The sequence below is a fragment of the Sporosarcina sp. SG10008 genome, from assembly GCF_044569405.1.
GTDB classification, from domain to species: Bacteria; Bacillota; Bacilli; order Bacillales_A; family Planococcaceae; genus Sporosarcina; species Sporosarcina psychrophila.
Map to the genome: position 1 here is coordinate 532,476 of NZ_CP172607.1, position 25,182 is coordinate 557,657.

Genomic DNA, 25,182 nt, shown 5'->3' on the forward strand with positions numbered 1-25,182 from the left:
AATGAAAAGAAGCGAGCGAAGAAATAAGAAACGTAAAGGACTAAGAAATTTCTTTATAGTAACTACATTGATTTTGTTAGCGGGAATCATTTACGGAGTAGTCCAATACTATAGCGGATTATCTATGGCAAACGAAGGATCACTTAAAGATGACAGCGCGTCATTTGATGAATTTGAAGGTGCGGATCCACAATTTGGTGAAATTAATGTTCTGTTATTAGGTAGTGACTCCCGAGGAGAAGAAGATGCACGAGCTGACACGCTAATGATTGCTCATTATAACCAAACAACTCATCAGATGAAACTCGTATCTATTATGAGAGACACGTATGTGGATATCCCTAATCACGGAAGTCATAAGATCAATTCTGCCTTTTCACTTGGAGGTCCGGAACTTGTAAGACAAACGATTAAGCAAAATTTTGATATTGATATTCATTCCTATGCAATTGTTGACTTTACTGGATTTTCGAAAATCGTAGACGTTGTAGCTCCTAATGGGATAGAAGTTGATATTCCTTATGCCATGTCTCATGGAATTGGAATGACATTACAGCCTGGAAACCAAGTTTTAAATGGCGAACAGTTACTTGGCTATGTGCGTTTCCGCCACGATAAAAATAATGATTATGGGCGGGTGGAACGGCAGCAGGAAGCATTGTCGAAATTAAAGGATGAAGCTGTGAGCATCCACAGTTTACTAAACTTGCCTAAGTTACTCGGCGTTGTGGAGCCTTACGTTAATACAAATGTGGATAATCGAACAATCCTTACAATCGGTAAAGGTTTACTTCTTGGCAAGACTGATAAAATAGAGACGCTACGTATTCCTGTTGAACACTCTTTTGAAGAGAAGCGTGTAGCGGCAGGGGAAGTTCTAAGTATTGATTTCGAGCAAAACAAAGAGGCATTACAACAGTTTTTATCGACAGAGGACGAAGTGGTAGATGCTGAATTAGTCGAAGAGCAACCTGAAAACTAAGTAACGAACAAAAAATGGCGTACATGTCAGCTGACATGTACGCCATTTTATTATTCGTCTTCTTTATACCAAGGGTTTAAGTGAATCAAAACTTCATCTACATCTTCATTACTAGCCATGATGGTATCCTTGATTTTTCGTGAAGCATCATGCCCTTCTTGGATAGTCATTTCACCTGGTACACCTACACGCAGGTCTACAAGAATATAATGTCCATGTTCCCGAGCTCGCAAACGGTCAATCCGTTTCACTTCAGGGATTGTCATGATTAAGGCCGCGAATCCATCCAGTCTGTGCCGGCTTATATTTTTCTCCATTAGGACATCCATTGCTTCTTTTCCGATATCATAAGCAAGTTTGAGCACTAAAAACGACACAATGATACCGGCAACCGGATCACCGTAAGAGAGGAAGTGAATGTTGTACAGATCACCAACAAGTGCAAGTCCAATTCCGACAACAGCTGCTAGGGAGGCGTAAACGTCTGCCAAGTGGTCATAGGCGGTCGCAATCAACCCTTTACTATTGGTCAATTTACCAATCCGGATTGTATAGACATACAAGGCATGTTTCCATATTAGCGAAATGAATGCAGTTAGTAAGGCTATTAAACTAGCCTTTGCTGGTTCCTCAAAAAGTGCAGAAATTGCTTCATACGCAATATAAATGGCGGCTAATCCTAAAATCAGTGCAACAATGGCAGAACTGATGACTTCCGCTTTTCCATGACCATAAGGATGGTCATCATCAGCGGGACGTTTGGATATTCGCATTGAGGTCAGAGCAGCACCGCTGGCAATCACGTCGCCTGCATTATGGAAACCGTCAGCTAGAAGGACCGGACTTTGAAAGAGGAAGCCCACAACAAGTTTAATCCCTGTTAGGAGGATATTGCTTATTAAACTAATCCAAACCGCAATTATTGAAGCGCTTGAATGACTATGCTTATTCATCAATGATGACCTCCTATTGATATGTTTCCCGAGGGAAACAAAAAACCTTGACAGGCTCCTGTCAAGGTTTTTGGGTATTCGTATAATCGTTTAAGTTGAATGCATTCATAGCTATCACTCGCTAAATTAAGACGTTTTCCAATTGTAACACTGCCAGATTCAGACAGCAAGGAAAAGTGCTAGCACTTCATCAATTCTTTACCATAGGTCTTGAACAAATGAATATCTATTTAAACTGAGCAAAGGCGCCTTAGCGAATCCAATGAAATTCTTTATATCAACATCACTCGTGTTAAATAACCAATTAATAACTTAATTGACTACTAGGCGCTCGGTGTACAGTTGCTTCTGGCTCGCTTTGGATTTAACAACTTCTATACATAACTGAGCTATTTTTATGTATAGGGATGCGACTTCGCCGCATCCCTATACATTTTCTTCAGTAATCGCCTGGTGGTCGTTCATCAGTCGCTCTCCAAAGGCAAAGGTACACGAAGTGCTAATGCTTTTGGGAACGGGGGAATAGAGGGTTCCTAACTGGGTAAAAGCCGCCAAAGATCCAATTTTGGCGGCTGAAGCTTTCTCTATGGTCTTTTCTTTTCTTATTTTAGGAAGTGTTACTTTCTATAGGAGCTTACATGATGTGGAGTATAAGCCTCACTAAATTACACATTGTACAATGTACCAGAGTGCCCGAAATTGCATCTTTGGGCACTTATACCTTGTGAAAAAGGTTGTTCTTCTTTACTTCTAAAGCAACTGCATTTTTCACTTAATTAGTGTAGGTTTGCGACAGGTACTTAGTCACACCCTCTCCCCCGTTAATCATATCGGGAATAGTGTGCCGAAAGCGAGCCGGAAATGATCCAGTGAAAATGGAAGTTTTCAAGCCTCTTCTTACCTGTTATTTATGCAAGCAAATGGTTAATCAACAGACGAGTTTCAACTTATTATAAAGGAGAAAATTATGATGTATACTACCCCCGTTTAGAATAAATTATCAAGATTTAGGAGATAGTGAAACTAACAGTATACAAAAAGGGAGGTGATCTTGATGAGTTTTTTGCAAGGAGGGGAGGATAGTCACAATAATGGAACATCCTCTCAGAATGACAAGGTGCTCATTACGATTGCCGCTATTAAGAACGAGTTAACTGGAATAAATGATGCCGTATTTAAAGACATTCAAACACCCGATGAGCTAGTGACGATCATTTACTTTAGCTCACTTATCGAAAAGCTTACTTTGTACAGAACTGTTATTTTTCCATTGTTAGATCAAAAGGAAGACTTGCTAAAATCGGCTGATGTGCCAGAGAAAGTCAATCTTTCTGGTGTTTTATTTTCAATCACTGAAGGAAATACGATCGTATATTTTCATAAAAAAAATCTATTTATAACTGTTCATACATATAGCCCTCCCATGAGTTCAATTATTGGGTCTGATACCGAATCGAGCGTCATTGGCCCGCAAGATGCCTTTACCGAATCGTTAAAAACAAACCTATCACTAATAAAAAGAAGGCTTCGAAATACGGGTCTAAAAAACGAGGACTACACCATAGGAACTGAAACAAATACTAAAATTTCTGTCGTTTATATGGAGCATATTGTGAATAAGGACAATTTGGATAAAGTATTAAAAAAAATTTCTGAAATTAAACATCCGGGATTTAATGATATCTCTGTATTAAAACAACTAATGGATGATCATCCATTTTCACCATTCCCGCAATTTCATGGGACGGTTAGACCTGATGCTGCAGTAAACTATTTGTTAGACGGAAGAGTCGCTATTTTAATGAATAACAGTCAAGCACTGTTAATTTGTCCAATTTCATTTTTTGAACTATTTACTTCCCCTGAAGACTATTATAACCGATGGACAACGGCCTCACTTCTTCGTGCTCTTCGTTTTTTTGGTTTTTTCTTAACGATAATATTAACGCCTACGTATATTTCAGTGCTATCTCATCATCCGGAAATGTTGCCTTTTAATGTTTTGCTAAACTTACAAGAGTCTAGAGGAAAGGTTCCTTTTTCTCCTGTTCTTGAAGTGCTATTTATGGAACTCGTTATTGAAATATTAAGAGAAGCCGGCACACGAATGCCGACAAAAATTGGTCAAACGATAGGTATTGTTGGCGGGATTGTCATTGGAACAGCTGCGGTTGAAGCAAGTCTTGTGAGTAATGTACTTATTGTTTTAGTCGCGATTTCAGCGCTGTTGTCCTTTTTACCGCCGAATTTTGTAATGAGTAACGCGAGTCGTTCGATTCGCTATTTATTTATTGTGGCCGCGGGTATGTTTGGACTATACGGTCAGATGATTGCATTTGCATGGCTTTTTCATCATTTATTAAGTTTAACTTCTTTAGGGACCCCATATATGACGCCCGTAATACCAAGGAAATGGTCAGATTATCTAAACAGTGTTGTGCGTGTGCCAACTTTGTACCGTAGACGAAAGGCGGGTATTTCAAGGGCACAGAGTACAAAAAAACCTCCTGTAGAAGGGGGGAAATGAGTAATGGATAATACTAAATTAAAAGTACTGAATAGTTACCATGTCGTGTTTCTTGTTCAAAATGTGATTGTAGGGACCACTGTCTTGTCATTGCCGAATCGAATAAGCGCAATGGGCTACAGTCAGTGGTGGATGCCCCTATTGTTTGGGATTATCGCAAATATCGCACTTATTCCGATGATATGGCTAGGTCTAAAATATACTGACGATAATTTATTCGCCATTCATGAAAAACTGCTTGGCAAATGGCTAGGGAAGAGTTTAAATGTTGTTCTGCTGGTCTATTTCATCATAGTGATAGCAGCCGTCTGCGCAAGTTACTTTCAATTAATCCAAGTTAGTGCACTTATAGACCGTACAATTACAGGCCCTCTACTCATTTTTTTACTCTTGCTCATTTACATCGTAAGCGGCGAGATTAAATCAATCGCACGATTTTGTATCATGGCCTTTTTCTTAACAATAGGATCCGTTTACTTTTTGAAATGGGGTTTTGTTGCGGGGGATATTCGTCATATGATGCCTTTTTTTAACTTCAATAAGCAGGAGTTTTACACAGCAACTAAAAAAGGGTTACTAGCGGTTGGCGGTTTCGAATTAATATTGTTTTATTTTCCACATATCATCAATCAAAAAAAAACATTGAAACATGTTTCAATTGGAATATGGATATCCGTTTTGTTCACTTTTGCATTCACCTTCGTGAGTGTAATGTATTATTCGGATTGGCAACTTAAAAATGTTTTGTATCCCGTTTTAGGATTATTTAAAGAAGTAGAATTATCATTTCTAGAACGAATCGACGTTTTAGCCATGACGATGTGGGTGTTTCTTATTTTATCTACGACTGCTGCTTACTTGTGGGTTGCAAAGAGAGGGTTAGATTCAATTCGATCAACATCTAAGAAGGCACATCTATACATTATAGCAGCGCTCGTCTACGTAATTGTCCAATTTCCATTTATGGAAGAGTTTCAAAAGCTGTTGTTTGAACGTGTTTTTTACGTTATGTATGCGCTGTTTATATGGCCAGTTGTATTATGTATAATCCACGTACTTAAACAAAAAAAGAACGAGGGATAGAGATGTGGAAAATTAATTTACGACTGCTTATTATATGTTCCGTTTTCATAGCAGGTTGCACGCAAGATGGCCAGCGGGGTTCCGTGGAAGATTTAGCGTTAGTCAGTAGCGTTGCCCTCGATTACGTGAATGATAAAGAAATGTGGATGACCGTATCGATACCCCAACCAATGGGCGAGTCTCCAGTACTAACGGAAGTCTATTCAGTTAACACAGAGATGATACAAGAAGGTCTTGTCAAAATATCTTCTGAAGCAGACAAAATGATTATATTAAACCAGCTACGTACAGTTTTAGTTAATGAAGAGTTTGCGAAGAGTGGAAAGATGACGCAAGTAATTGAACATTTTTATAGAGATTCAACAGTTGGGAATAAAGTTCGTCTTGCAGTGGTAAAAGATAGAGCGGAAGATATTCTACAAGCCGATTACCCTGAAAATGAACATCTGGATGCTTATTTGAATGATTTGTTTCAGCCTAAACTCCATAATTCTTTTAGTCCTTTTACAACGATTCAAGAGTACATGAACACCCAAACAAGTCCGATATATCATACGATGGTTCCTTTTTTAGAAAAAAAGGGGAAATCACTTAAAATCACTAGTATCGCTTTGTTTAATAATGAAAAAATGGTTCAAACGATTACGAATCAGGAATCGTTACTAATTCAAGCGTTGAAAGGACTTCAAAAGCTTTCGCCAATTGCAGTTGAATTCAAAGAAAGTGAGAAGGATCAACAACTATTTCTTGAACAAATTAAAAACAAATTAAAAATAAAGAGCAATAAAGATATTGAATCTCCAGAGTTGTCCATTTCACTTGAAATAGAAGGAGTGATTGTTGAATATAAGGGGAAAAGGGATCTTAGTAAAGTTGAGGAGAATAAAAAGCTTGAAAAAGAAATTAGCAAACACATAAAAAAAGAAATAGAAGATTTGCTGAAAAAGTTACAGGAATTGAAAGTTGACCCAGTTGGATTTAGTGAGAATTTTAGAATGTATCACAAAGGGAAATGGACGGATGAATTAACGGAGAAAATAATAGAAACGGCAGAATACAAGGTAGATGTGGATTTTAAAATTCTTAACGCAGGTATTATAAAGTAAATCAAACATGTCTTACGGTAAATATGTTGTGATTAGTTCGTCGAAAGCGAACGGGAGATGATCCAGTGAAAATGGATCTTCCCAAGCCCTACTCACCAATATTTCATGCGAATAAATGCTTCACTAACAGAAGTGAAGAAAATTGTTCTATTGGTGATATGACAAGTGCAATGATCGGTTGCACTTTTTATAACTAATACAAATTATTGCAATACAGTCAATCTGTAATTATTGTTGCAATCATGTAGAATGATTATTATAATACATTAAAATGAATAATAATACATTCGAGAGGTTGATTATACATGAAACTTTGGGGCGGACGTTTTACAAGTCGTGCGGATGAAATAATGGAGCAATTTAATACATCATTACCTGTTGATCATAGGTTGTATAAAGAGGATATTGCAGGAAGCTTTGCGCATGTTACGATGCTGGTGCACTGTGATTTATTGACACCAGAAGAAGGCGATCTGCTTGTGGGTGGACTCGATTCCATTTTGCAAGATATCGAAACGGGTGCGATTAAAATTGAAGGCAATTATGAGGATATCCATTCATTCGTAGAAATGCATTTGACGGAACGTATTGGAGAAACAGGAAAGAAACTACATACAGCACGTAGCCGTAATGACCAAGTCGCTGTGGACATGCGCTTGTATGCAAAAGGCAAAGCGGCGCAAGTGATGGATAGTCTGCAAATGCTTATCGATTCGTTGAATACTAAAGGGGCAGCAAACAATGTAATTATGCCTGGTTATACACATTTACAGCGTGCGCAAGTCGTTACGTTCGGCCACCATTTAGGGGCTTATGCACAAATGTTCAAAAGGGATAAAAAGCGTGTAGGCAATGCGATTGATATTTTGGATGAAAACCCATTAGGCTGCGGAGCGCTTGCAGGTACAACGCATAACATCGACCGCGACGTAACGACTGCGTTATTAGGGTTTGCAAAACCAGTGGACAATTTCCTAGACGGCGTTAGTGACCGCGATTATTTACTTGAATTAATGTCGGATTTCTCAATTGTTATGATGCACTTGAGCCGATTGAGTGAAGAACTTATTTTGTGGAGCAGCCAAGAATTTAAATTCATCGATATGGCAGATGCCTATTCAACGGGAAGTAGCATTATGCCACAAAAGAAAAATCCTGATGCTGCAGAATTAATTCGCGGGAAAACGGGACGTGTCTATGGTTCCTTGTTTTCATTGTTGACGACGTTGAAAGGATTGCCCCTTACTTATAATAAAGACATGCAGGAAGATAAAGAACAATTTTTCGACGCACTTGATACGGTAATGGACTGTCTTGAAATTATGTCGAAAATGATTGATACGCTACACGTCAATGCGGACAATATGAAAGCAGCGATTAAAGCGGGCTTCCTCAACGCGACAGAAGTTGCCGATTATTTAGTAGGCAAAGGAACAGCATTCCGTGATGCACACGAAATCGTTGGCAGATTGATTATTTATTGTGAGCAACAGAAGAAAGCAATCGAGGATTTGACAGTCGAAGAGTTGGCTAAGTTTAGCGAGCAAATTACTGATGATATATATGATTACATTGATTATGAAAACATTATAACAAAAGGGAATAAGCACTTGATGAAGCAAGTAGGGAAATAAAGGATGGGACTGTCTGAAAAAGGACAGTCCTTTTTATGTTGTGTTGTGGCATGTGAGTGGGGGGGGATGCTCGGTGTGCGGAGGGATATGCTCGGTTAGGGGGAAGTGTGCTCGGTTGGCGGAATATATGCTTGGTTGGCGGGGGATATGCTTGGTTAGTGGGATATATGCTTGGTTAGCGGGGGATATGATCGGTAAGTGGGTTATATGCTTGGTAAGGGGGAAATAGGATTGGTAAGTGGGTTATATGATCTGTTAGCGGGTTATATGCTTGGTAAGTGGGCTATATGCTTGGTAAGTGGGATATATGATCGGTAAGTGAGTTATATGCTTGGTAAGTGGGTTATATGATTGGTAAGTGGGATATATGCTTGGTAAGGGGGAAATATGATTGGTAAGCGGGATATATGATCGGTTAGGGGGAAATATGCTCGGGTGGCGGATTATATGATTGGTAAGTGGCTTATATGATTGGTAAGCGGGTTATATGATCGGTTAGGGCGATATATGCTTGGTCCCCAGAGATATATGTTAACACTCCTCATATCGAAACAAAAAAATAGCTTGAAAGGACAATTTATCCTTTCAAGCTATTTTCTTAACCCATAATATTATAGCCAGCATCTACATAAATGATTTCACCAGTTACGCCGCGGGACAGGTTGCTCAACGTAACAAGTGTCATGTCCGCTACTTCTTCTTGTGTGACGTTGCGTCTTAATGGAGCGTTTTCTTCAATTTGAGTCAAAATCGTATTGAAGGAAGCTATGCCTTTTGCAGACAGTGTGCGAATCGCACCAGCTGAGATTGCGTTGACACGGATATTTTCTTTCCCCAAGTCAAACGCCAAGTACTTCACAGATGCTTCAAGCGCTGCTTTAGCAACACCCATCACATTATAGCCATCAAGCACACGTTGCGCGCCTAAATAACTCATTGTTACGATCGAACCACCGTCTGTCATGTATGGACGTGCTTCTCTAGCAGTCGCAATGAGTGAATAAGAACTCGTATCTTGCGCAAATGCGTATCCGCTTCTCGTAGTCTCAACAAAGTCGTTTTTCAGATCTTCTGCATGCGCAAATGCAAGTGAATGGACAACTCCGTGAATTGTACCGACTTCAGCGCCAATTTTCCCAAATGCTTCATGGATACTTTCATCTTCATTTACATCACATTGCACAATCAGTTTTGCTTCAAAACCGGCTGCACTTAATAGTTTTTCAAGTTTAGCAAGTGAACGCTCTTTTCTATATGTGAAAATAACATTTGCACCGACTGCAAAAAGTGTTTTTGCGACGCCCCAAGCAATGCTTCGTTCATTTGCCACGCCCATTACAACAATGTTCTTACCTTTAATTTTAAGTAAATCTTCCATAGTAACCTCCTGAGTAGGTAATAAAATCTTATATACCTATTATTAGTACCAGATGCTAAAAGAATTATAGCACATTTGTTCAGAAATTGTGAATAGCCATTACATAAAAATGAAAACGTATTCAAAGATACATAATTCAAATATAAATAAAAATACAGTTGACTTTATAATTATGCATACATATAATAAGGATAACTTATAAACAGGGGTGATTGTAATGAAAGTAGGAATCATTGGCGCATCAGGGTACGGTGGACTTGAGCTCATCCGGCTACTGCATAACCACCCAAAAGTCGAACAAATTGAATTATTCACTTCATCTGAAGAAGGTGTAGTGTTTTCGCATAAGTATTCACATCTTATGAATATAGTCAATCAGCCCCTTCAAAAAATAGAGCTAGACAGGTTAGCGGAATTCGATGTCGTATTCTCAAGTGCTCCAGCGGGTGTTGCCAGTACACTTCTTCCTCCGTTAATCGGAAAAGGACCGAAGCTTATCGATTTGTCGGGAGATTTCCGTTTAAAAGATCTGTCTCAATATGAGCAGTGGTATAAAAAAAAACCAGCACCGGCGTCAGCTGTTGAGAAGAGCGTATACGGATTGACTGAATGGAATTATGAGGCAATCCGGCAAGCGCAGTTAATTGCCAATCCGGGTTGTTACCCAACAGCGGTTCTGTTGTCGCTATTGCCATTATTGAAAGAAAATGCAATCGATGCAAGCCAGTTAATTATCGATGCAAAAAGCGGCGTATCCGGTGCTGGCAATCAGCCTAGTCAGATGACACATTTCAGCGAAACAAATGAAAATACAGCCATCTATAAATTAAATCAGCATCAGCATATTCCAGAAATTGAGCAAGCGTTGGCATTCTTTGCAAAAGAAATTCCACCTATCACATTTAGTACACATCTTGTTCCTATGACAAGAGGAATTCTGGCGACGAGTTATGCACCAGTTGTGGAGGGGGTAACAGAAGCTCACCTCATTGATTGTCTGAAAGAAGCATATGCTAATCATCCATTTGTTCGTGTTATGCAAGAAAAAGATAAGTTTGGAACCAATCAAGTATACGGCTCAAACTATTGTGATCTCCTTGTGAAAGTGGACCCGCGGACGAATCGGGCAACAATCGTTTCTGTCATCGACAACTTAGTCAAAGGGGCAGCAGGGCAAGCCATTCAAAACATGAACGTTCAATTCGGTCTCGAGGAAATAACCGGCTTGTCACTTGTCCCGGCATTCATCTAACTTAGGGGGAGTATTATGACGACAACAGTTTTAGCTCTAAAGCGCATATCGGGAAATAACATCGTGTCCCCAATTGGTTTTAAAGCCACGGGCATCCATTGTGGAATTAAACATAAGAAAAATGATTTGGCATTACTCGTTAGTGAAGTACCCGCAAATGTTGCAGGTGTATTTACAACGAATGCAATTCAGGCGGCACCGCTAATGGTTACAAAAGAAGCGATGCAACAAACGGGAAAAATGCAGGCAATCATTGTTAATTCGGGAAATGCGAATGCGTGTACAGGCCAGCAAGGATTGAAAGATGCCCGTCTTATGCAACAAAAAGCGGCAGAAAAACTCGGTATTGCACCTGCATTAGTTGGAGTTGCATCGACTGGAATTATCGGTGAGATGATGCGAATGGAACCGATTGTAAATGGAATTCAAAAGCTTGAGCCAAGTTCTGAATTAGAAGGTTCGATTCTTTTTTCACAAGCGATTCTAACAACAGATACCGTAACAAAAAACACAGCATACAGCACAGTGATTGATGGCAAAAAGATTACTATCGCCGGAACTGCAAAGGGATCGGGAATGATTGATCCGAATATGGCAACAATGCTTGGTTTCATCACAACGGACGCTAAGATTGAGTCAGTTCATCTACAAGCTGCTCTCAAAACGGTGACAGATTTGACGTTTAACTCGATTACAGTAGATGGCGATACATCTACAAACGATATGGTGCTCGTAATGGCAAATGGGATGGCAGGGAATAATTCATTGACGCCGGCACATCCGGACTGGGAACAATTCACGGAAGCATTGCATGCTGTTTCTCAAGACCTTGCGAAAATGATTGCGAAAGATGGAGAAGGCGCGACGAAGCTTATTGAAGTCGAAGTATCAGGAGCGATTACGGATATCGAAGCACGTAAAATTGCTAAAACGGTGGTTGGTTCACCGCTTGTGAAGACGGCTATCTTTGGCTGTGACGCCAATTGGGGAAGAATTATCGCGGCTGTCGGCTATAGTGGGGCCACGCTGGATCCGAATGCCATAAAAATTAAAATCGGTCCAACAACTGTTGTTGAAAACGGGGAGCCTGTCCCATTTTCCGAAGCGCAACTGCTGATCTATTTGAAACAACCGGAAGTGAAAATTAGTGTGGATCTTCATCAGGGAATTGGTAAGGGAGTAGCATGGGGGTGCGATTTAACATATGACTATGTCCAAATCAACGCAACGTATCGCTCGTAAACGAATGGTAATAAAGCTCGGTGGAAGTATGTTGGAAGGGTTAAATGAAGACTTTTTCAAGAATATGATACAACTGCAAAAAGCCGATAATGATGTAGTGCTTGTTCACGGAGGCGGACCTTTTATTAATAAAGAACTTGCCAGAAATAAAGTGTTATCATCCGTAGTAAACGGTATCCGTGTAACGTCGAAAGAAGCAGTGGGGATAGTTCAATCGACATTAATAGGTCAAGTGAATCCAGCCCTCGTCCATCAATTAAATAAAGGTGGCATCGATGCGATTGGCCTTAGCGGATACGATGGAAAACTCCTAACATGTAAAGTGTTGAATGAAAAACTGTACGGATTTGTAGGAGAAATCCAGGATGTCCGCACCGAATTAATAGAAACACTTCTTAATAATGGTCTTGTGCCAGTTATTTCGTGTATCGGTGCAACAGAAGATGGAGCTCCTCTCAACATTAATGCAGACACAGTCGCAAGTAAGATCGCTCTGGCAATAAATGCAGACAGCCTGCTTCTTGTGACGGATACTCCTGGCATTCAAATAGAAGGAAGTGTTCAACAAACCGCATCACCGACCGAAATTGTCCAGTGGATTGAAACAGGCGAAATATACGGAGGCATGTTACCGAAAGTGAAAGCTGCACTTGACTGTCTAGATGCGGGCATTCCATCGGTGCAAATTGTCGGACAGCAATTTAAAGGTACCACAATTAAATGCGAGGAGGTTTTCATTTGACTACGCTATTTCAAAATTACGCACGTCGTTCAGTTCATCTTGTAAAAGGGCGAGGTACAGTCGTGACGGATGATAAAGGAAAAGAGTACCTCGACTTCATAAGTGGAATCGCGGTCATCAGTCTTGGTCATGCACATCCAGCGCTCGTTGAAGCAGTCAAACAGCAAAGTGAAAAACTATGGCATGTCTCAAATTTATTCGAAAGCCCCGAGCAGGAACTGTTGGCAGCTAAGCTTATAAAGGATACACCTTTCAGCCATGCTTTTTTCTGTAACAGCGGTGCTGAAGCAAATGAAGCAGCCATTAAATTAGCTCGAAAACATACACAGAAAAACGTCATCATTACCTTCGAACAATCCTTTCATGGCCGGACATTTGGCGCCATGTCTGCGACTGGGCAAGCGAAGGTTCGTGAGGGCTTCGGTCCACTGCTAGAAACATTTCGTATCATTCCATACAATGACGAACAACAACTGGAAGCTGCAATTGACGGCGATGTAGCCGCAATTATGCTAGAAGTTATACAAGGAGAAGGTGGCGTCAACCAAATTGACCCGGACTTTGCACAAAAAATAACAGATATCTGTAAGTCAAAAGGTATTTTACTCATTGTCGATGAAGTACAGACTGGCATTGGTCGTACGGGAACGCGATATGCCTATGAGCAGACAAACCTTGAGCCAGATATCATTACACTTGCCAAAGGATTAGGCGGTGGATTCCCGATTGGTGCCATGCTTGGATCAAGTGAGCTTTTTCCTTCATTCGGCCCAGGAACGCATGGCACGACATTTGGAGGTAATCCACTGGCCGTTGCAGTTGCACAAACAGTTGTCGATATTGTATTTAAAAAGAAGTTTCTACAAGAAGTAGAAGACAAATCGACTTACTTGATTGAAAAAGTGCAGGCATTATTGCCGCAAGACCAGTTTTCTATTCGTGGGGCGGGTCTGTTACTCGGTATTGAATGCGAAGAGGAGATTCTGCCATTCATTCAACAGGCAGAACAAGCAGGTTTACTGCTCGTTCAAGCAGGAGCTAACGTCATTCGACTATTACCACCGTTAACGGTTACATACGAAGAAATAGACCAAGCTGTGGATATTCTTTCGGCAGTTCTACTCCCCGAAAAAACGGCAATAACGTAATGATCTTTTGAATTAAGGCGTTCAGTGAAGCGCTATTCAATAGACCTCAGTCTGAAGGTTAAAACAAAAGGATTCGCTAAAACTAGCGGGTCTTTTTGTATTTGAAACGAAACGTTCATACAATTGACAAGCATACCCAATGATGCAAAAAGAGCGGCCCGATCATAAATCTGGCAACCCGATCATATACCAGTCGTATCGAACATAACCATGTCGCACCGATCATAAATCTTGCAACCCGATCATATACCAGTCGTATCGATCATAAATCTGGTGTCCCGATTATAACCATGTCGCACCGAGCATAACTCGGGCGCCCCAATCATAAATCCCGCGTCCCGATCATAACCCTGCCGCATCGATCATAAATCCGTCGTCCCGATCATAACCCCGGCATCCCGATCATAACCCTGTCGTCCCGATCATAACCCCCGCGCCCCGATCATATAACCCGACCGACCGATCATATCCCATAATGGCCCCGCCAAAAAAAATGAAACTTCTTCCATCGTCCTCCGTCTAATCAATTGAATAAGGAAAAGTGAGGAGAGATATTATGAAGAAAATCGGTACAATCGCATTGGCAGCACTATTAGCAGGAAGCGTAGTGGGTGGCTATTCAGCACAAGCACAAGAAGATACTACACAAGCCATTAGTGAAAAAGAACAAGTTACGACAAACTTTATGAAAGCTACGGGTGTCATTCAAGAAATTGAAAAAGAAGAAGAGGGAATTCGTGTAACGATTGAAAATGAAGATAAAATGATTACGATTTTGCGCATCAATGATAATTCCTTGCTATTTAATAGTGGGACGACAAAATCTTTAAAACCAGCAGACTTTAAAAAGGGTGCAACTGTTTCAGCCTATTATGATAAAAATAAACCTATGATCCTGATTTATCCGGCAACAGTGACACCTGAAATTGTCATTTTAAACGATGAAGAAGTTTTTGGTGAAGTGAAAGTCAGCCAGTTTGACAAAGAATTCTTAAGCTTGGATGGCGAGTTGAAATTGAATATCGGCAAAGATACGCCTCTTTTCAATCAACAAGGTAAAGCAATCGAATTGAAAGAGTTGAACGGTAAAGAATTGATGGTATTTTACTCAATCACAACGAGAAGCCTACCACCACAAACACCACCAACTAAAATTATTGCTTTGGATAATGCAACAGTAGAAGCGCCTGAAGTTGAGCCGGAAGAAAAACCAGAAGTATCAACAGGCTTACAAGACATCATCGCTAACGACCACTACATGAAAAATGGCGTTAAGATGATTCCACTTCGTATAGTCGCTGAGCATCTTGGTTATCATGTTCTTTCTCAACCAAAAGTAAATGGTGCACTTGTTACATTGGATAACAGTTCATTCACTATTAAACGCGGCGACAACATGTATGGTTATAATAAAAGCATTCGTAAATTCGAAGTTGCACCAGAATTGAAAGGTATGAAAACATACGTTTCAGAAGACTTCTTGGAGCTACTAATCCAAAACTAACAATCGAAAAGCATGGCATATGAAAAAAAGCTTGAAACGATGGGACTGCCCTGTAAAAGGTCAGGCGTTTCAGGCTTTTTTCTATGTTATTTCATGAAGTACCACTATACAGAATGTTCAATCTCCTGTACTGTTAATATACAATCTTTCACTAGAAAAGGAGTTTATGTTTGATGAAAAAGATTATGGTATTTTTTACTGCGCTGCTTGTTATGTTAGCTACATTCGACAATGTTTCTGCGGCACCATTATTTAAAGACGTCAATGATAAGTACGGGTCGAAAGCAGAATTAGATTTTTTGGCGGAGCGCGGTATTATCTTTGCAGACCCAGCACAAAACTTTGGGGTGAATGAAGAAATTACGCGCCTTGAAGCTTCAGCTATGATTATTAGGGCGTTAGGACTCGAAACGGTAGACCGACCCGATCCAAACTTCACCGACGTCACTCCAGAAGACGAAGGATACGACATCATTGCGACAATAACCGATGAAGGTATCGTCAATGGTAATGCTGACGGCGAGTTCATGCCAAACAATAAGTTAACAAGGGGACAGATGGCAGCAATTTTAGTCAAGGCTTTTGAGTTGAAGGGAACAACAGAACAGACTTTCAAAGATGTCGATTCGGCATACTGGGCGTCTGATTCTATTAAAACGCTCTTCGCTAATGAAATCACAACGGGTTATCCAAACAATACATATAAGCCAACAGCATTCATTACAAAAGCGAATTTCGGTGTGTTTCTCGCACGAATACTGAACCCAGAATTTAAAAAACAGCCTGTCTGCTATAAGTCTGACGGTAAAAAGACGGCAGTTGTTGCTGTGCAGGTGACAAACTTATGGAAATCACCGAACAACAATCGTGTAGTGGACCGTCCTTCTATTTCTAATCCTACCGACATTCAAAAGTGGGCGAAAAGCATGTCTGTCAGTCAAAAATTATGGCTTGTTGGAAAAACAGATACACAAGCCCTTTATGGGCAAGAAGTTGTTATTCTAAAAAGTAGCGGAAACTGGCATGAAATTGCTGTAAAGGACCAATACACGCCTAGGAATAAAGCGGGATATCCAGGATGGGTTCCGAAATCTCATGTGACGGAAATAACGACTGATTATACGGATTGCCAACTAGCAATCGTTGATACGAATATCGCTACTCTTTATAATGAACCGAAAAAGGCCAACAAGTTCATGGATATCAGCTACACAACAATGCTTCCTGTCATTAAGGAAGAAGGGGATTGGTTACACGTTCAAACGCCTGCCAATGGTGTGAAATATTTGCGTAAGCAAGATGCAAAAGTCGTTAAAAACTTTGCTGCAATACCAAAACCGACTCAACAAGATATCGTCGATAGTGCCAAGATGTTTCTTGGACTTCCGTACATCTGGTCAGGGATATCAGGTTTTGGCTTTGACTGTTCGGGTCTTATCCATTCGGTGTACAAAAATCACGGCATCATGATTCCGCGTGATTCATTCGTCCAGGCGGTGAATGGTACACCTGTTGCAAGGAAAAGTATGCAACCGGGCGATTTACTATTTTTTGCGTACAATCAAGGCAAAGGGAAGGTCTATCACGTCGGCATGTATATCGGAAAAGGTCAGATGATTCACGCACCCAATTCAAGCAGAAACGTGGAAATTGTATCCATTGATACACACCCATACAAAGCAAACTATGCGGGCTCAAGAAGATATTTGAAATAACCACTACACTAGATTGTGAACCGATTGGGAAATTGGTTCACCGTCTTTTTTTCATGAAAACGGTCCATCTATTCAATGAAATTACTATTTATTGAACAAATGAATACCTATATAAACTGAGCGAAGGCACCTTATAAGGGAGTCTTACTTCCAATACATATGTTATAATTTACTAGAATAAGGGGGTATTAAAATGAAGAAATTTACCATGGCACTTGTTGCATTCCTGCTAGTATTTACTATTATTCCTATTGCGAAAGCAGAAACAGGGCGCGATTCAAACCCATTTTCCGATTTAAAGGGACCGAATGGAGATATTATTTATTTGTATAATAAAAACATTATCGGTGGTTATCCAGATGGAACGTTCCGACCGAATGAACCCATCACGCGTGCTCAGGTCGCAGCAATGCTTGTGAAAGCGCTCGATTTTAAGCTGATTGACAAACCGACAGTGCAATTTAAAGACGTTTCCAATATATCTAAACATTATCAAACCTTGGCGACAGTCAGTGAACTTGGTATTCTTCGTGGAGAAAATGGTTATATGCGCCCCGGAGAAATCACGACAAGAGCGCAAATGGCGGCAATCTTGCGCAGAGCATTCGAGTTGCCAATGGACAATCAGCCGACATTTGTCGATGTATCGCCAGCAAATTGGGCTTTTAAGGATATCAATAGTTTAGCTAAAAACTTGATAGCAGGTGGATACCAAGATGGAACGTTCAAACCGGGAAATCCGGTAACACGTTCGCAATTTTCTTCTTTCCTAGCCCGTGCTCTTGATGACAAAATGAAACTTGCGGGTTATCGTTCTGCTGTCAGTGAAAAAGGTGTAGAAGTTGAACGGGACGGTTGGATATACACAGTGAAAACTAACAAACTTGTGAAAATTAATCAAAAGACAAAAGAGGAAATTATCTTACTGTCAGAAGATGATTTCAGTGATTCAGATGGCTATGTAGAGCAAAAGCTTAGAAATGGATTTCCCATCATCTTGTTCAATAATCAAATCTTCACTCCTTATTGGAAAGAAGTTGATATAAAGAGCGGGTTGCCAACAGATTACGGTCTAATGGTATCATCGATAACGGGTGAGAAATTAAGCACAACTGGTGACAAGTACAACGATATTACCATGTATAACCTTCCGAATAGCAATGTTATCCGGAATGTAACACTCCATAATTTTGAAATCTACTTCACGATAGAGAAAAAGGTTCGTCAATTCGATAAAGGTTTTAATGAGGAAGTTAATACTGATGATATGTTAATCCTTTATTCAGCCGATCAAATTGGCTTTGGCATAAAGAAAGTTCATGAGTTTGATGCGCGTGTCATTTTTGACGACATAAAAGGTTCAAAAGTGAAACCTAACGTAAACCAAAATAATAAATCGATTAAATATGATTCTAGTGCCATGTATTATTTCAATAAAAAAGGTGTTTTCGCCTACAGTATGCTGAATGGTAAAACGAAAAGGTTGTCTACTATCCAAGCGCAAGATATGACTGTAATGGACACTGAAATCATAGTTGAAGATAGTAAGGGGAAAAAACACATTCTGAAAAAATGACGAAAAGCATCCTTCGGGGTGTTTTTTTTGTGGTAATAAGGAATTGAAACTCCCTTTCTAAAGGAATTCCAAACACAAACATAAAGCCTTTAACATAAGATAAACAATAAGGCACCAAAGTACGAATCACTATCCCGAAAAAGGATGTGTTTAGGCGTGTACAATAATTTCAATCAAAATCCAAATACAAAATACACGCTGGGCGATCTCTTGAAAGGGAAAGATCTTGAAATTGTAGCGGCATCACTCCTTTTGCTCGGCAAACTGAAAGTCGATTCCGTTCAACTATTTAGGGATAAACCAGTCATATCAGTTACATTGCTAGGAGAGTTTAAAAGTTTAAACGATAAAAAAGTAAATGAAATGACTGATTTTCTAGAGAAAAATGGTGATCTAACATTAGACGAGTTATTTGAGGGAATAAAAAGGCGAATGAATAAAGACAGGGGGAACGGACGTGAGTGAAAAAATCGGTTTTGACGCCGGAAGTTTTATTAATACGGTCATCTTAATCGTATTTCTTCTTCTCCTAGTTTTTGGCTCGACGAATTTAGGGGAGTTGACGGAAGTGGTAGATCTATAATAATTAATAATGTTTCTTCATCCTATAAGCACGAAAAAGGGGAAACAGGACTCCAAATAAATCAGCGGGTCCTGTTTTATTAGCTATAGCTAAAACCGAGCTGTCTTTAGACGAAGATTACTGTGTTTCAATCGCAGTAAATCCGCCAGCGTTATAATTCCTTTTTCTTCAAGATGCTTCAATAATTCAACAAATAAATGAGCTGTTGTCAGTGCATCTCCAAGTGCGCGGTGGCGTTCAAATAGTGGCGTGCCAAATAGCTGTGCGTACTCTTTGAGATCTAGTTGGTCCCAAGATGGATTTAAATAATCGATTAAATCAAGCGTATCAAAAGAAGTGGGTTCTTCGTAGGAGTATTTCACACGCTGTAATTCTTTTTTTATGACCAGCGTATCAAAGCTTACATGATGTCCAATCCACCCTCCACTCTTCGTATCCTCAATAAACTGAAAGTAGCTCTCTATAGCTTCGAGCGCAGTTGGGGCATTTTCTACATGGTATTGTTCAATAGAAGTTAACCTAGTAATATATTCAGGTATTTCACCTAATGGCTTTACAAAGGTCTGGAATACACGATTCGTTACTTCTGACTTTTCGACATGGACAGCTCCAATTTCAATGAGTCCGTCATCGGCAGCAATTGCAAACCCAGTCGTTTCAGTATCGAAGACAGTAAACGGCATATCACGCAACTTTGTATTCAGCAAAAATGATTGATCCAACTTATAATTTAATCGTTGTTTTCTCCAAAACATACATATTGCCTCCAAGCGATAGCGAAAATAGATCATAATTTTGCAAGTAGATGTGATTGCAGCGCGTGGACTGTCGTTAACATCGTTGTTAATTCATCCTGTTGCCATCTTCGCATCGATGCAAACTGAATTTCAGTGGTAATAGATTCATCTCGCAGATGTTTTTTCCAAGCCAGTTGAATTCGTGTTTTTAGTGCAATTTCATATGAATGACGTATATCATCGGCAAAGCCAGCCGATAGTTCACCTAATTGTACAAGGTCGTCTACTAATTGTAATGGTGTGCGTGTAATGATATTTTTTTGAACGCCCAGTATTTGTAGGCAATGATGCATTGGAAACAATGCGTTTTTTTTAATGTCAATGATTTCTCGGGTTCCTCTTCCTTTAAATAATGCCAAAAAGGACTGGTTTACTTGGGGTATGGGCTTGTTTTGTTCCTGCTGCGCCATGTAATAAAGAAAAGTTTGTGAGGACTTCAATTGAATTTGTACCATCCGAACAAAATGATTATGTAACGATGCATCACCCATTAGAAAACGAAAAGATAAAAAGTTATAGCCAAGTAATATATCATCATTAGTCGCCTTAAGCGCCCAGTTACGTAAGCGTTGCTGCCAATCGGTAACGGAACCGCGCCACTGCACCTCGCTTGACATCATTTTTCCGACGCATCTGGAATAGCCAGCTTTCTCCAAATGCTTAACAATTGCATCACCAAGCAATGAAAAATAAAACGCCACGTGCTTCCTATCATCTTCGTGCGGGTCGGTGTAGACAAGGAAGTGATCCTGGTCCGTCAACATGAATTGTTCGCCCCTAGCACCACTGCCCATCTCATACCATGCGAAGGGGACGGGTGGTGTTCCTTTACCTTGCCTTTCTAACGACTGTACAGCGAGTTTCACACAGTGTCGTGCGAGTCGGTCGTATAGTTTTGTAACAATCTCCAACGTATGAATGGTAGAGATATCATCGTTAATTAAACTAGATAACACATCGTAAATCGCGTTTTTAACGGCAGGTAAATTTTCGAAAGAAGCCTCTTCAATCGTTTTCAATACACCCATTGATCCACGATCACGCTTGAAAATAAGATTGGACAGTGTAACTATACCCACCAAACGATTACCTTCGATAACGGGTAAGTGTTTTACCCCATTCTTATAAAATGCCGAAAGGACTTCGTAATAATAATCATGACGTGAAATAGTATGCAGTTTTTTTGTCATAATATCTTTAGCTTTCAGTTCGCCGTTTGCCACTTGTGCAACGACCCTTTGGACAAGGTCTTTTTTTGTAATGATCCCGATTAGTTGCTCTTCCTGATCCACGACCATTAGCGAACTGATTGAGTTATCGACCATTATTCGTGCTATTTGCTGAACTGACGCATCTTCAGAGGCTGTAATCACAGAGGAGTTCATAAAGTCTTCGACACGACGTACATAAGGCTCGCTTTCTCCCCACTCATCTGACAACTTAACCTGCTCACCAAGGGAAGCATAGACATTTGCGAGACGAATAGACATGAGTTTCAAAATAGCATCACGGACATCCGTGTCATCTATTCTTTCTTTTAGGACAGCATATGGAATCTGTAGACAATAGGAATCTTCTACTACTTCCAATACAAGACGATGATGATCGAGCGGCCTATTGGATTCACCTAAATAATAAGCGATATTTGAAAAACCGATTACCTCACCTTCTTGAACTTCTTCAAGGGCGAAGGATTGCCCATCATCTCCAACTATGAATATCTCTGCTGTCCCTGTTAAAATGAGTAACAACCCTTCATGAGGTGTTATAAAGTAATTCACTTTTGCAGATTTCCGATAATAGGTAATTTTGCATTCAGCCATTAGTTCAGCAAATTTTTCCTCAGTTAATCCTCTGAAAATAGGCTGGTCATGCACTTTCTTATACATTTTTTGTTGTGCACTGTTCATTATGAATTTCCTCCACCTTCATCTTTTTAGAGAAAAATCCCCCTCGTCCAGTTAAATTAGGGAGGGGGATTTTTTGCTATGAATTATCGTTCTAGCTCTCTATAACCTGTTTCTGCTTTAAATTTCACTTCGGCATAAGAAACCTCTTCAGCTTCGAATTTCTTAGATGAAACGAGTGTACCAATAATCGCTGCTAAGAATCCTGCTGGAACTGAAATTATGGCAGGGTTCGAATATGGGAAGAGTGGTTGCCCAACGAAGAACGCCGCTCCTTCTACAGGATTAATAACGCTAGGACTTAATGCAACAAGAACAAGCGCGACAATCAAACCGGTTAACATTGAAGCAACTGCGCCTGTCGTATTGAATTTTTTCCAATAGATCGTAAGAAGAATTGTCGGAACGTTCGCAGAGGCGGCGATACAGAATGCGAGTGAAACAAGAAACGCGACATTCAATTTTTCCGCACCTAGTGCTAAAATGATTGAGACAATAGCAACTGCAAGTGCAGCGAATCTTGCAGCTCTTACTTGTTGTTTCTCTGTTACTTTTCCTTTTTTTATAATTTCTGCGTAAATATCATGTGCAATAGCTGAAGCTCCTGACAAAACAAGTCCGGCAACAACTGCTAGAATCGTTGCGAACGCAACCGCTGCAACGAATGACTCAAGTGCTGATCCTCCCAACACACCCGCTAACATTGGTGCGGCCATGTTCCCAGCAGCATTCTCAGCAACAATGGCATCCACACCAACAAACTTAGCTGCACCGAATCCAAGGAAAATGGTTAAGACGTAGAATATACCTATAATCCAAACTGCATAAATAACAGAAGAACGAGCTGTTTTCGCATCTTTTACCGTGAAGAAACGCATTAAGATATGCGGTAAGCCAGCCGTACCTAAAACGAGTGCAATTAGTACAGAGATCAAACCAATCGGATCTTTATAGATTATTCCGGAATGTAAGAAGGCATCGCCATGTGGTGTTGCCGTTCTCATGGCATCAAACATCCCAATAAAGTTGAAATTAAACTTTAACAAAACGAGGAATGAAATAACAATGGTCCCTATCATAAGTAAAATCGCTTTAACAATTTGAACCCAACTTGTTGCAGTCATACCACCGAATAGTACATAGATTGTCATCATGACACCAACGATTAGAACTGCAATCCAGTAGTCAATTCCAAGAAGTAATTTAATAAGTGCACCTGCACCTACAAGCTGAGCAAGCATATAAAATAACACAATCGTAATTGTATTTAACGCTGCAGCGCCACGAACCTTTTTTGCTCCAAAACGTGCTCCAATCATGTCGGCCATTGTAAATTTCCCTAGATTACGAAGCGGCTCGGCGATTAGAAATAAAACTACTAGATAAGCAGTTAACCAACCGATACTATAGTAAAATCCATCAAATCCATTTAACGAAATTGCTCCGGCAATTCCAAGGAATGATGCAGCAGACAAGTAGTCCCCAGCAATCGCCATTCCGTTTTGCCAACCGGTTAACGATCCCCCAGCCGTGTAAAAATCACTTGCAGTTGTTGTCTGTTTAGCAGCCCAGTAAGTAATACCGAGTGTCAATCCAATCACTGCAACGAAAATTGCTATTGATATAATATTGTCCACGTGTAAGTACCCCCTTTATTTTAAAACATTTTTCTTTAGAATTTCTTCAACGTCTATATCGAAGCTTTTAGCTTTGTTCATATAGATGGATGTAAACACCCATACCATTACGAACATGCTTAATGAATAGACCCATGTCCAAGTCATCCAACCGATGGCTCGATTTTCAAGTATGGTTGTATATCCGGTGAGAATAGGTAGTGTAAAATAGGCGATAAAAAAGAAAATAATGTATGGCGTAGAAAAGATTCTTTTTCGTTTGACTAAATTTTTGAATTCAGGTGTATTGATAATTTTTTCATAGTCCAATGTTTCACTTGCTTGCTTTTTCTTCGGATTTTTACCCACGATTTCATCCCCTTTTTTTCTGAAGTGTTGAAAACTGGTAGTTTAGTAAAGTAATAAGCCTCCTTTTAGATGAATTCGCTTTCATATTTTGTAAAAAACGCACTAAATCTGTTAAAAATGTTAATCATATAATAGAAGGCTAGTTTCACATTACCAAATTTTCCGATAACTCACAAGGTATTTTTCTGAATAGTTAAAACTTAGTTTTGTCACTGCGAGAAAAGGAACTTATCAAATGGCTAGGAATTAGCGGCAAGTATAGACGATGGAACCAATTTATATATATTAAAATACAGAAACCCATTGAATTCACTACGGCGGGAGGGTGTCCCTTATAAGGCGCCTTCGCTCAGCCAATTTAAGTATCCAATGGTTCAACATTTATAAAGGGAGGTGAAGTCATAGGGTATTAGTATCCTATCAATCTGGGGGGAGAGGAAAGTGTTATGAGGTCTAAGACATGTAGGTATATCACAAAAAAAGTGTATAAAAATACCCCTCATCTTCGTCAAGGAAGAGAGGGGTAGTGAAAAAATTGGAACTTATTCATTCTCCAGATTCTGCAGAGAAGTCGCGTTGCCCAAGTTCTTTCTCATAAATATATAATGCGTTTTTATCTTCTCCGATACGCTTCAAATACTCGATATGTGTATCGAAAGATGCTTCCTCTTCAACTTGTTCGTCCAAGAACCATCTCAAAAACGAAATTGTGGCATGTTCTTTTTCTTCCCAAGCGAGGTCCGTTAATTCATAAAAGTTCTTGGTAACGCCTTTTTCTTGTAGTAAACCCGATTCAAATGTATCCAATACTGACGCGAATTCGATTTTTGGCTCTGACGTTGCGGAGAATTTAGCTTGTAACCCACGGTCATTCATATAGTTATAAATTTTCATGCCGTGAAAACGCTCTTCTTCGGCTTGTTGAAGATAATAATTGGCAAAGCCAGCATAATTATTGTGCTCGCAATAAGCAGCCATTGCCATATAAGCTTGTGCAGCGTTGAACTCATTATTCATTTGCTGATTAAGAGCATCCGCTAGTCGTTGACTAATCATCATATTGCCTCC

At 39.9% G+C, this 25,182-nt stretch carries 21 protein-coding genes; 14 read left to right on the top strand and 7 right to left on the bottom strand.

Features of this window, described 5'->3' with window-relative positions:
• The first annotated feature begins 1 nt into the window (after position 1).
• Positions 2 to 982 (top strand): LCP family protein, encoded by a 981-nt coding sequence (locus tag ACGLYD_RS02765; protein WP_067206709.1) that lies wholly within the window; start codon positions 2 to 4, stop codon positions 980 to 982.
• 50 nt (positions 983 to 1,032) lie between these two features.
• Here ACGLYD_RS02765 and ACGLYD_RS02770 read toward each other — a convergent pair whose 3' ends face one another.
• The gene (locus tag ACGLYD_RS02770; protein ID WP_067206712.1) at positions 1,033 to 1,935 is read right to left on the bottom strand and encodes a cation diffusion facilitator family transporter; all 903 of its coding nucleotides are present in this window, start codon (positions 1,933 to 1,935) and stop codon (positions 1,033 to 1,035) included.
• A gap of 1,054 nt (positions 1,936 to 2,989) precedes the next feature.
• Between ACGLYD_RS02770 and ACGLYD_RS02775 the strand changes: the two genes are divergently transcribed.
• The 4 genes from ACGLYD_RS02775 (at position 2,990) to argH (ending at position 8,285) form a co-directional block, all read left to right on the top strand.
• The gene (locus tag ACGLYD_RS02775) at positions 2,990 to 4,462 is read left to right on the top strand and encodes a spore germination protein (protein WP_082786503.1); all 1,473 of its coding nucleotides are present in this window, start codon (positions 2,990 to 2,992) and stop codon (positions 4,460 to 4,462) included.
• Between the two features lie 3 nt (positions 4,463 to 4,465).
• Positions 4,466 to 5,545, top strand: a complete 1,080-nt coding sequence (locus tag ACGLYD_RS02780; RefSeq protein ID WP_067206714.1) for a GerAB/ArcD/ProY family transporter — start codon at positions 4,466 to 4,468, stop codon at positions 5,543 to 5,545.
• Positions 5,546 to 5,547: 2 nt separating this feature from the next.
• Positions 5,548 to 6,651, top strand: coding sequence for a Ger(x)C family spore germination protein (locus tag ACGLYD_RS02785; RefSeq protein WP_354313701.1), 1,104 nt, complete (start codon positions 5,548 to 5,550; stop codon positions 6,649 to 6,651).
• A 305-nt stretch (positions 6,652 to 6,956) separates the two neighbouring features.
• On the top strand, positions 6,957 to 8,285 hold the full coding sequence (gene argH, locus ACGLYD_RS02790) for an argininosuccinate lyase (protein ID WP_399631222.1): 1,329 nt from the start codon (positions 6,957 to 6,959) through the stop codon (positions 8,283 to 8,285).
• A gap of 598 nt (positions 8,286 to 8,883) precedes the next feature.
• Here the strand turns inward: argH and ACGLYD_RS02795 are convergent.
• Positions 8,884 to 9,663 (bottom strand): enoyl-ACP reductase, encoded by a 780-nt coding sequence (locus ACGLYD_RS02795; RefSeq protein WP_399631225.1) that lies wholly within the window; start codon positions 9,661 to 9,663, stop codon positions 8,884 to 8,886.
• Between the two features lie 217 nt (positions 9,664 to 9,880).
• Here ACGLYD_RS02795 and argC point away from each other — a divergent pair, with 217 nt between their 5' ends.
• The 9 genes from argC to ACGLYD_RS02840 all read left to right on the top strand — a co-directional run bounded on the left by argC (position 9,881) and on the right by ACGLYD_RS02840 (position 19,425).
• Positions 9,881 to 10,915, top strand: a complete 1,035-nt coding sequence (gene argC / locus ACGLYD_RS02800; protein WP_399631227.1) for an N-acetyl-gamma-glutamyl-phosphate reductase — start codon at positions 9,881 to 9,883, stop codon at positions 10,913 to 10,915.
• 15 nt (positions 10,916 to 10,930) lie between these two features.
• Positions 10,931 to 12,157 (top strand): bifunctional glutamate N-acetyltransferase/amino-acid acetyltransferase ArgJ, encoded by a 1,227-nt coding sequence (gene argJ / locus ACGLYD_RS02805; protein ID WP_399631230.1) that lies wholly within the window; start codon positions 10,931 to 10,933, stop codon positions 12,155 to 12,157.
• Positions 12,120 to 12,899: an acetylglutamate kinase gene (argB, locus tag ACGLYD_RS02810; protein ID WP_399631233.1), complete on the top strand. Its 780-nt coding sequence runs from the start codon at positions 12,120 to 12,122 to the stop codon at positions 12,897 to 12,899. The genes argJ and argB overlap by 38 nt, the downstream gene beginning before the upstream one ends.
• A complete protein-coding gene (locus tag ACGLYD_RS02815; RefSeq protein WP_399631236.1) occupies positions 12,878 to 14,047 on the top strand; it encodes an acetylornithine transaminase in 1,170 nt (389 codons plus the stop codon). Before argB ends, ACGLYD_RS02815 begins: the two co-directional genes overlap by 22 nt.
• Positions 14,048 to 14,603: 556 nt before the next feature.
• On the top strand, positions 14,604 to 15,551 hold the full coding sequence (locus ACGLYD_RS02820; protein ID WP_187046994.1) for a stalk domain-containing protein: 948 nt from the start codon (positions 14,604 to 14,606) through the stop codon (positions 15,549 to 15,551).
• Positions 15,552 to 15,724: 173 nt separating this feature from the next.
• Positions 15,725 to 17,266 (top strand): S-layer homology domain-containing protein, encoded by a 1,542-nt coding sequence (locus ACGLYD_RS02825; RefSeq protein ID WP_354313698.1) that lies wholly within the window; start codon positions 15,725 to 15,727, stop codon positions 17,264 to 17,266.
• 193 nt (positions 17,267 to 17,459) lie between these two features.
• Positions 17,460 to 18,842 (top strand): S-layer homology domain-containing protein, encoded by a 1,383-nt coding sequence (locus ACGLYD_RS02830; RefSeq protein ID WP_067206738.1) that lies wholly within the window; start codon positions 17,460 to 17,462, stop codon positions 18,840 to 18,842.
• Between the two features lie 156 nt (positions 18,843 to 18,998).
• On the top strand, positions 18,999 to 19,307 hold the full coding sequence (locus tag ACGLYD_RS02835; protein WP_231885777.1) for a hypothetical protein: 309 nt from the start codon (positions 18,999 to 19,001) through the stop codon (positions 19,305 to 19,307).
• The gene (locus ACGLYD_RS02840; RefSeq protein WP_255428601.1) at positions 19,300 to 19,425 is read left to right on the top strand and encodes a hypothetical protein; all 126 of its coding nucleotides are present in this window, start codon (positions 19,300 to 19,302) and stop codon (positions 19,423 to 19,425) included. The genes ACGLYD_RS02835 and ACGLYD_RS02840 overlap by 8 nt, the downstream gene beginning before the upstream one ends.
• Positions 19,426 to 19,514: 89 nt before the next feature.
• On the opposite strand, the gene ACGLYD_RS02845 is transcribed toward ACGLYD_RS02840, so the two are convergent.
• The 5 genes from ACGLYD_RS02845 to ACGLYD_RS02865 form a co-directional block, all read right to left on the bottom strand.
• Positions 19,515 to 20,180, bottom strand: a complete 666-nt coding sequence (locus ACGLYD_RS02845; RefSeq protein WP_340741651.1) for an exonuclease domain-containing protein — start codon at positions 20,178 to 20,180, stop codon at positions 19,515 to 19,517.
• Between the two features lie 32 nt (positions 20,181 to 20,212).
• Complete coding sequence (locus tag ACGLYD_RS02850) at positions 20,213 to 22,132, bottom strand: DUF294 nucleotidyltransferase-like domain-containing protein (RefSeq protein ID WP_187046998.1); 1,920 nt, start codon at positions 22,130 to 22,132, stop codon at positions 20,213 to 20,215.
• Positions 22,133 to 22,215: 83 nt separating this feature from the next.
• Positions 22,216 to 23,766 carry a cation acetate symporter gene (locus tag ACGLYD_RS02855; RefSeq protein ID WP_187046999.1) on the bottom strand — a complete coding sequence of 517 codons (1,551 nt, stop codon included), beginning with the start codon at positions 23,764 to 23,766 and terminating at the stop codon, positions 22,216 to 22,218.
• 15 nt (positions 23,767 to 23,781) lie between these two features.
• Positions 23,782 to 24,114, bottom strand: coding sequence for a DUF485 domain-containing protein (locus tag ACGLYD_RS02860; RefSeq protein WP_067206749.1), 333 nt, complete (start codon positions 24,112 to 24,114; stop codon positions 23,782 to 23,784).
• Between the two features lie 546 nt (positions 24,115 to 24,660).
• On the bottom strand, positions 24,661 to 25,170 hold the full coding sequence (locus tag ACGLYD_RS02865) for a ferritin (protein WP_067206752.1): 510 nt from the start codon (positions 25,168 to 25,170) through the stop codon (positions 24,661 to 24,663).
• Between the last annotated feature and the right edge of the window lie 12 nt (positions 25,171 to 25,182).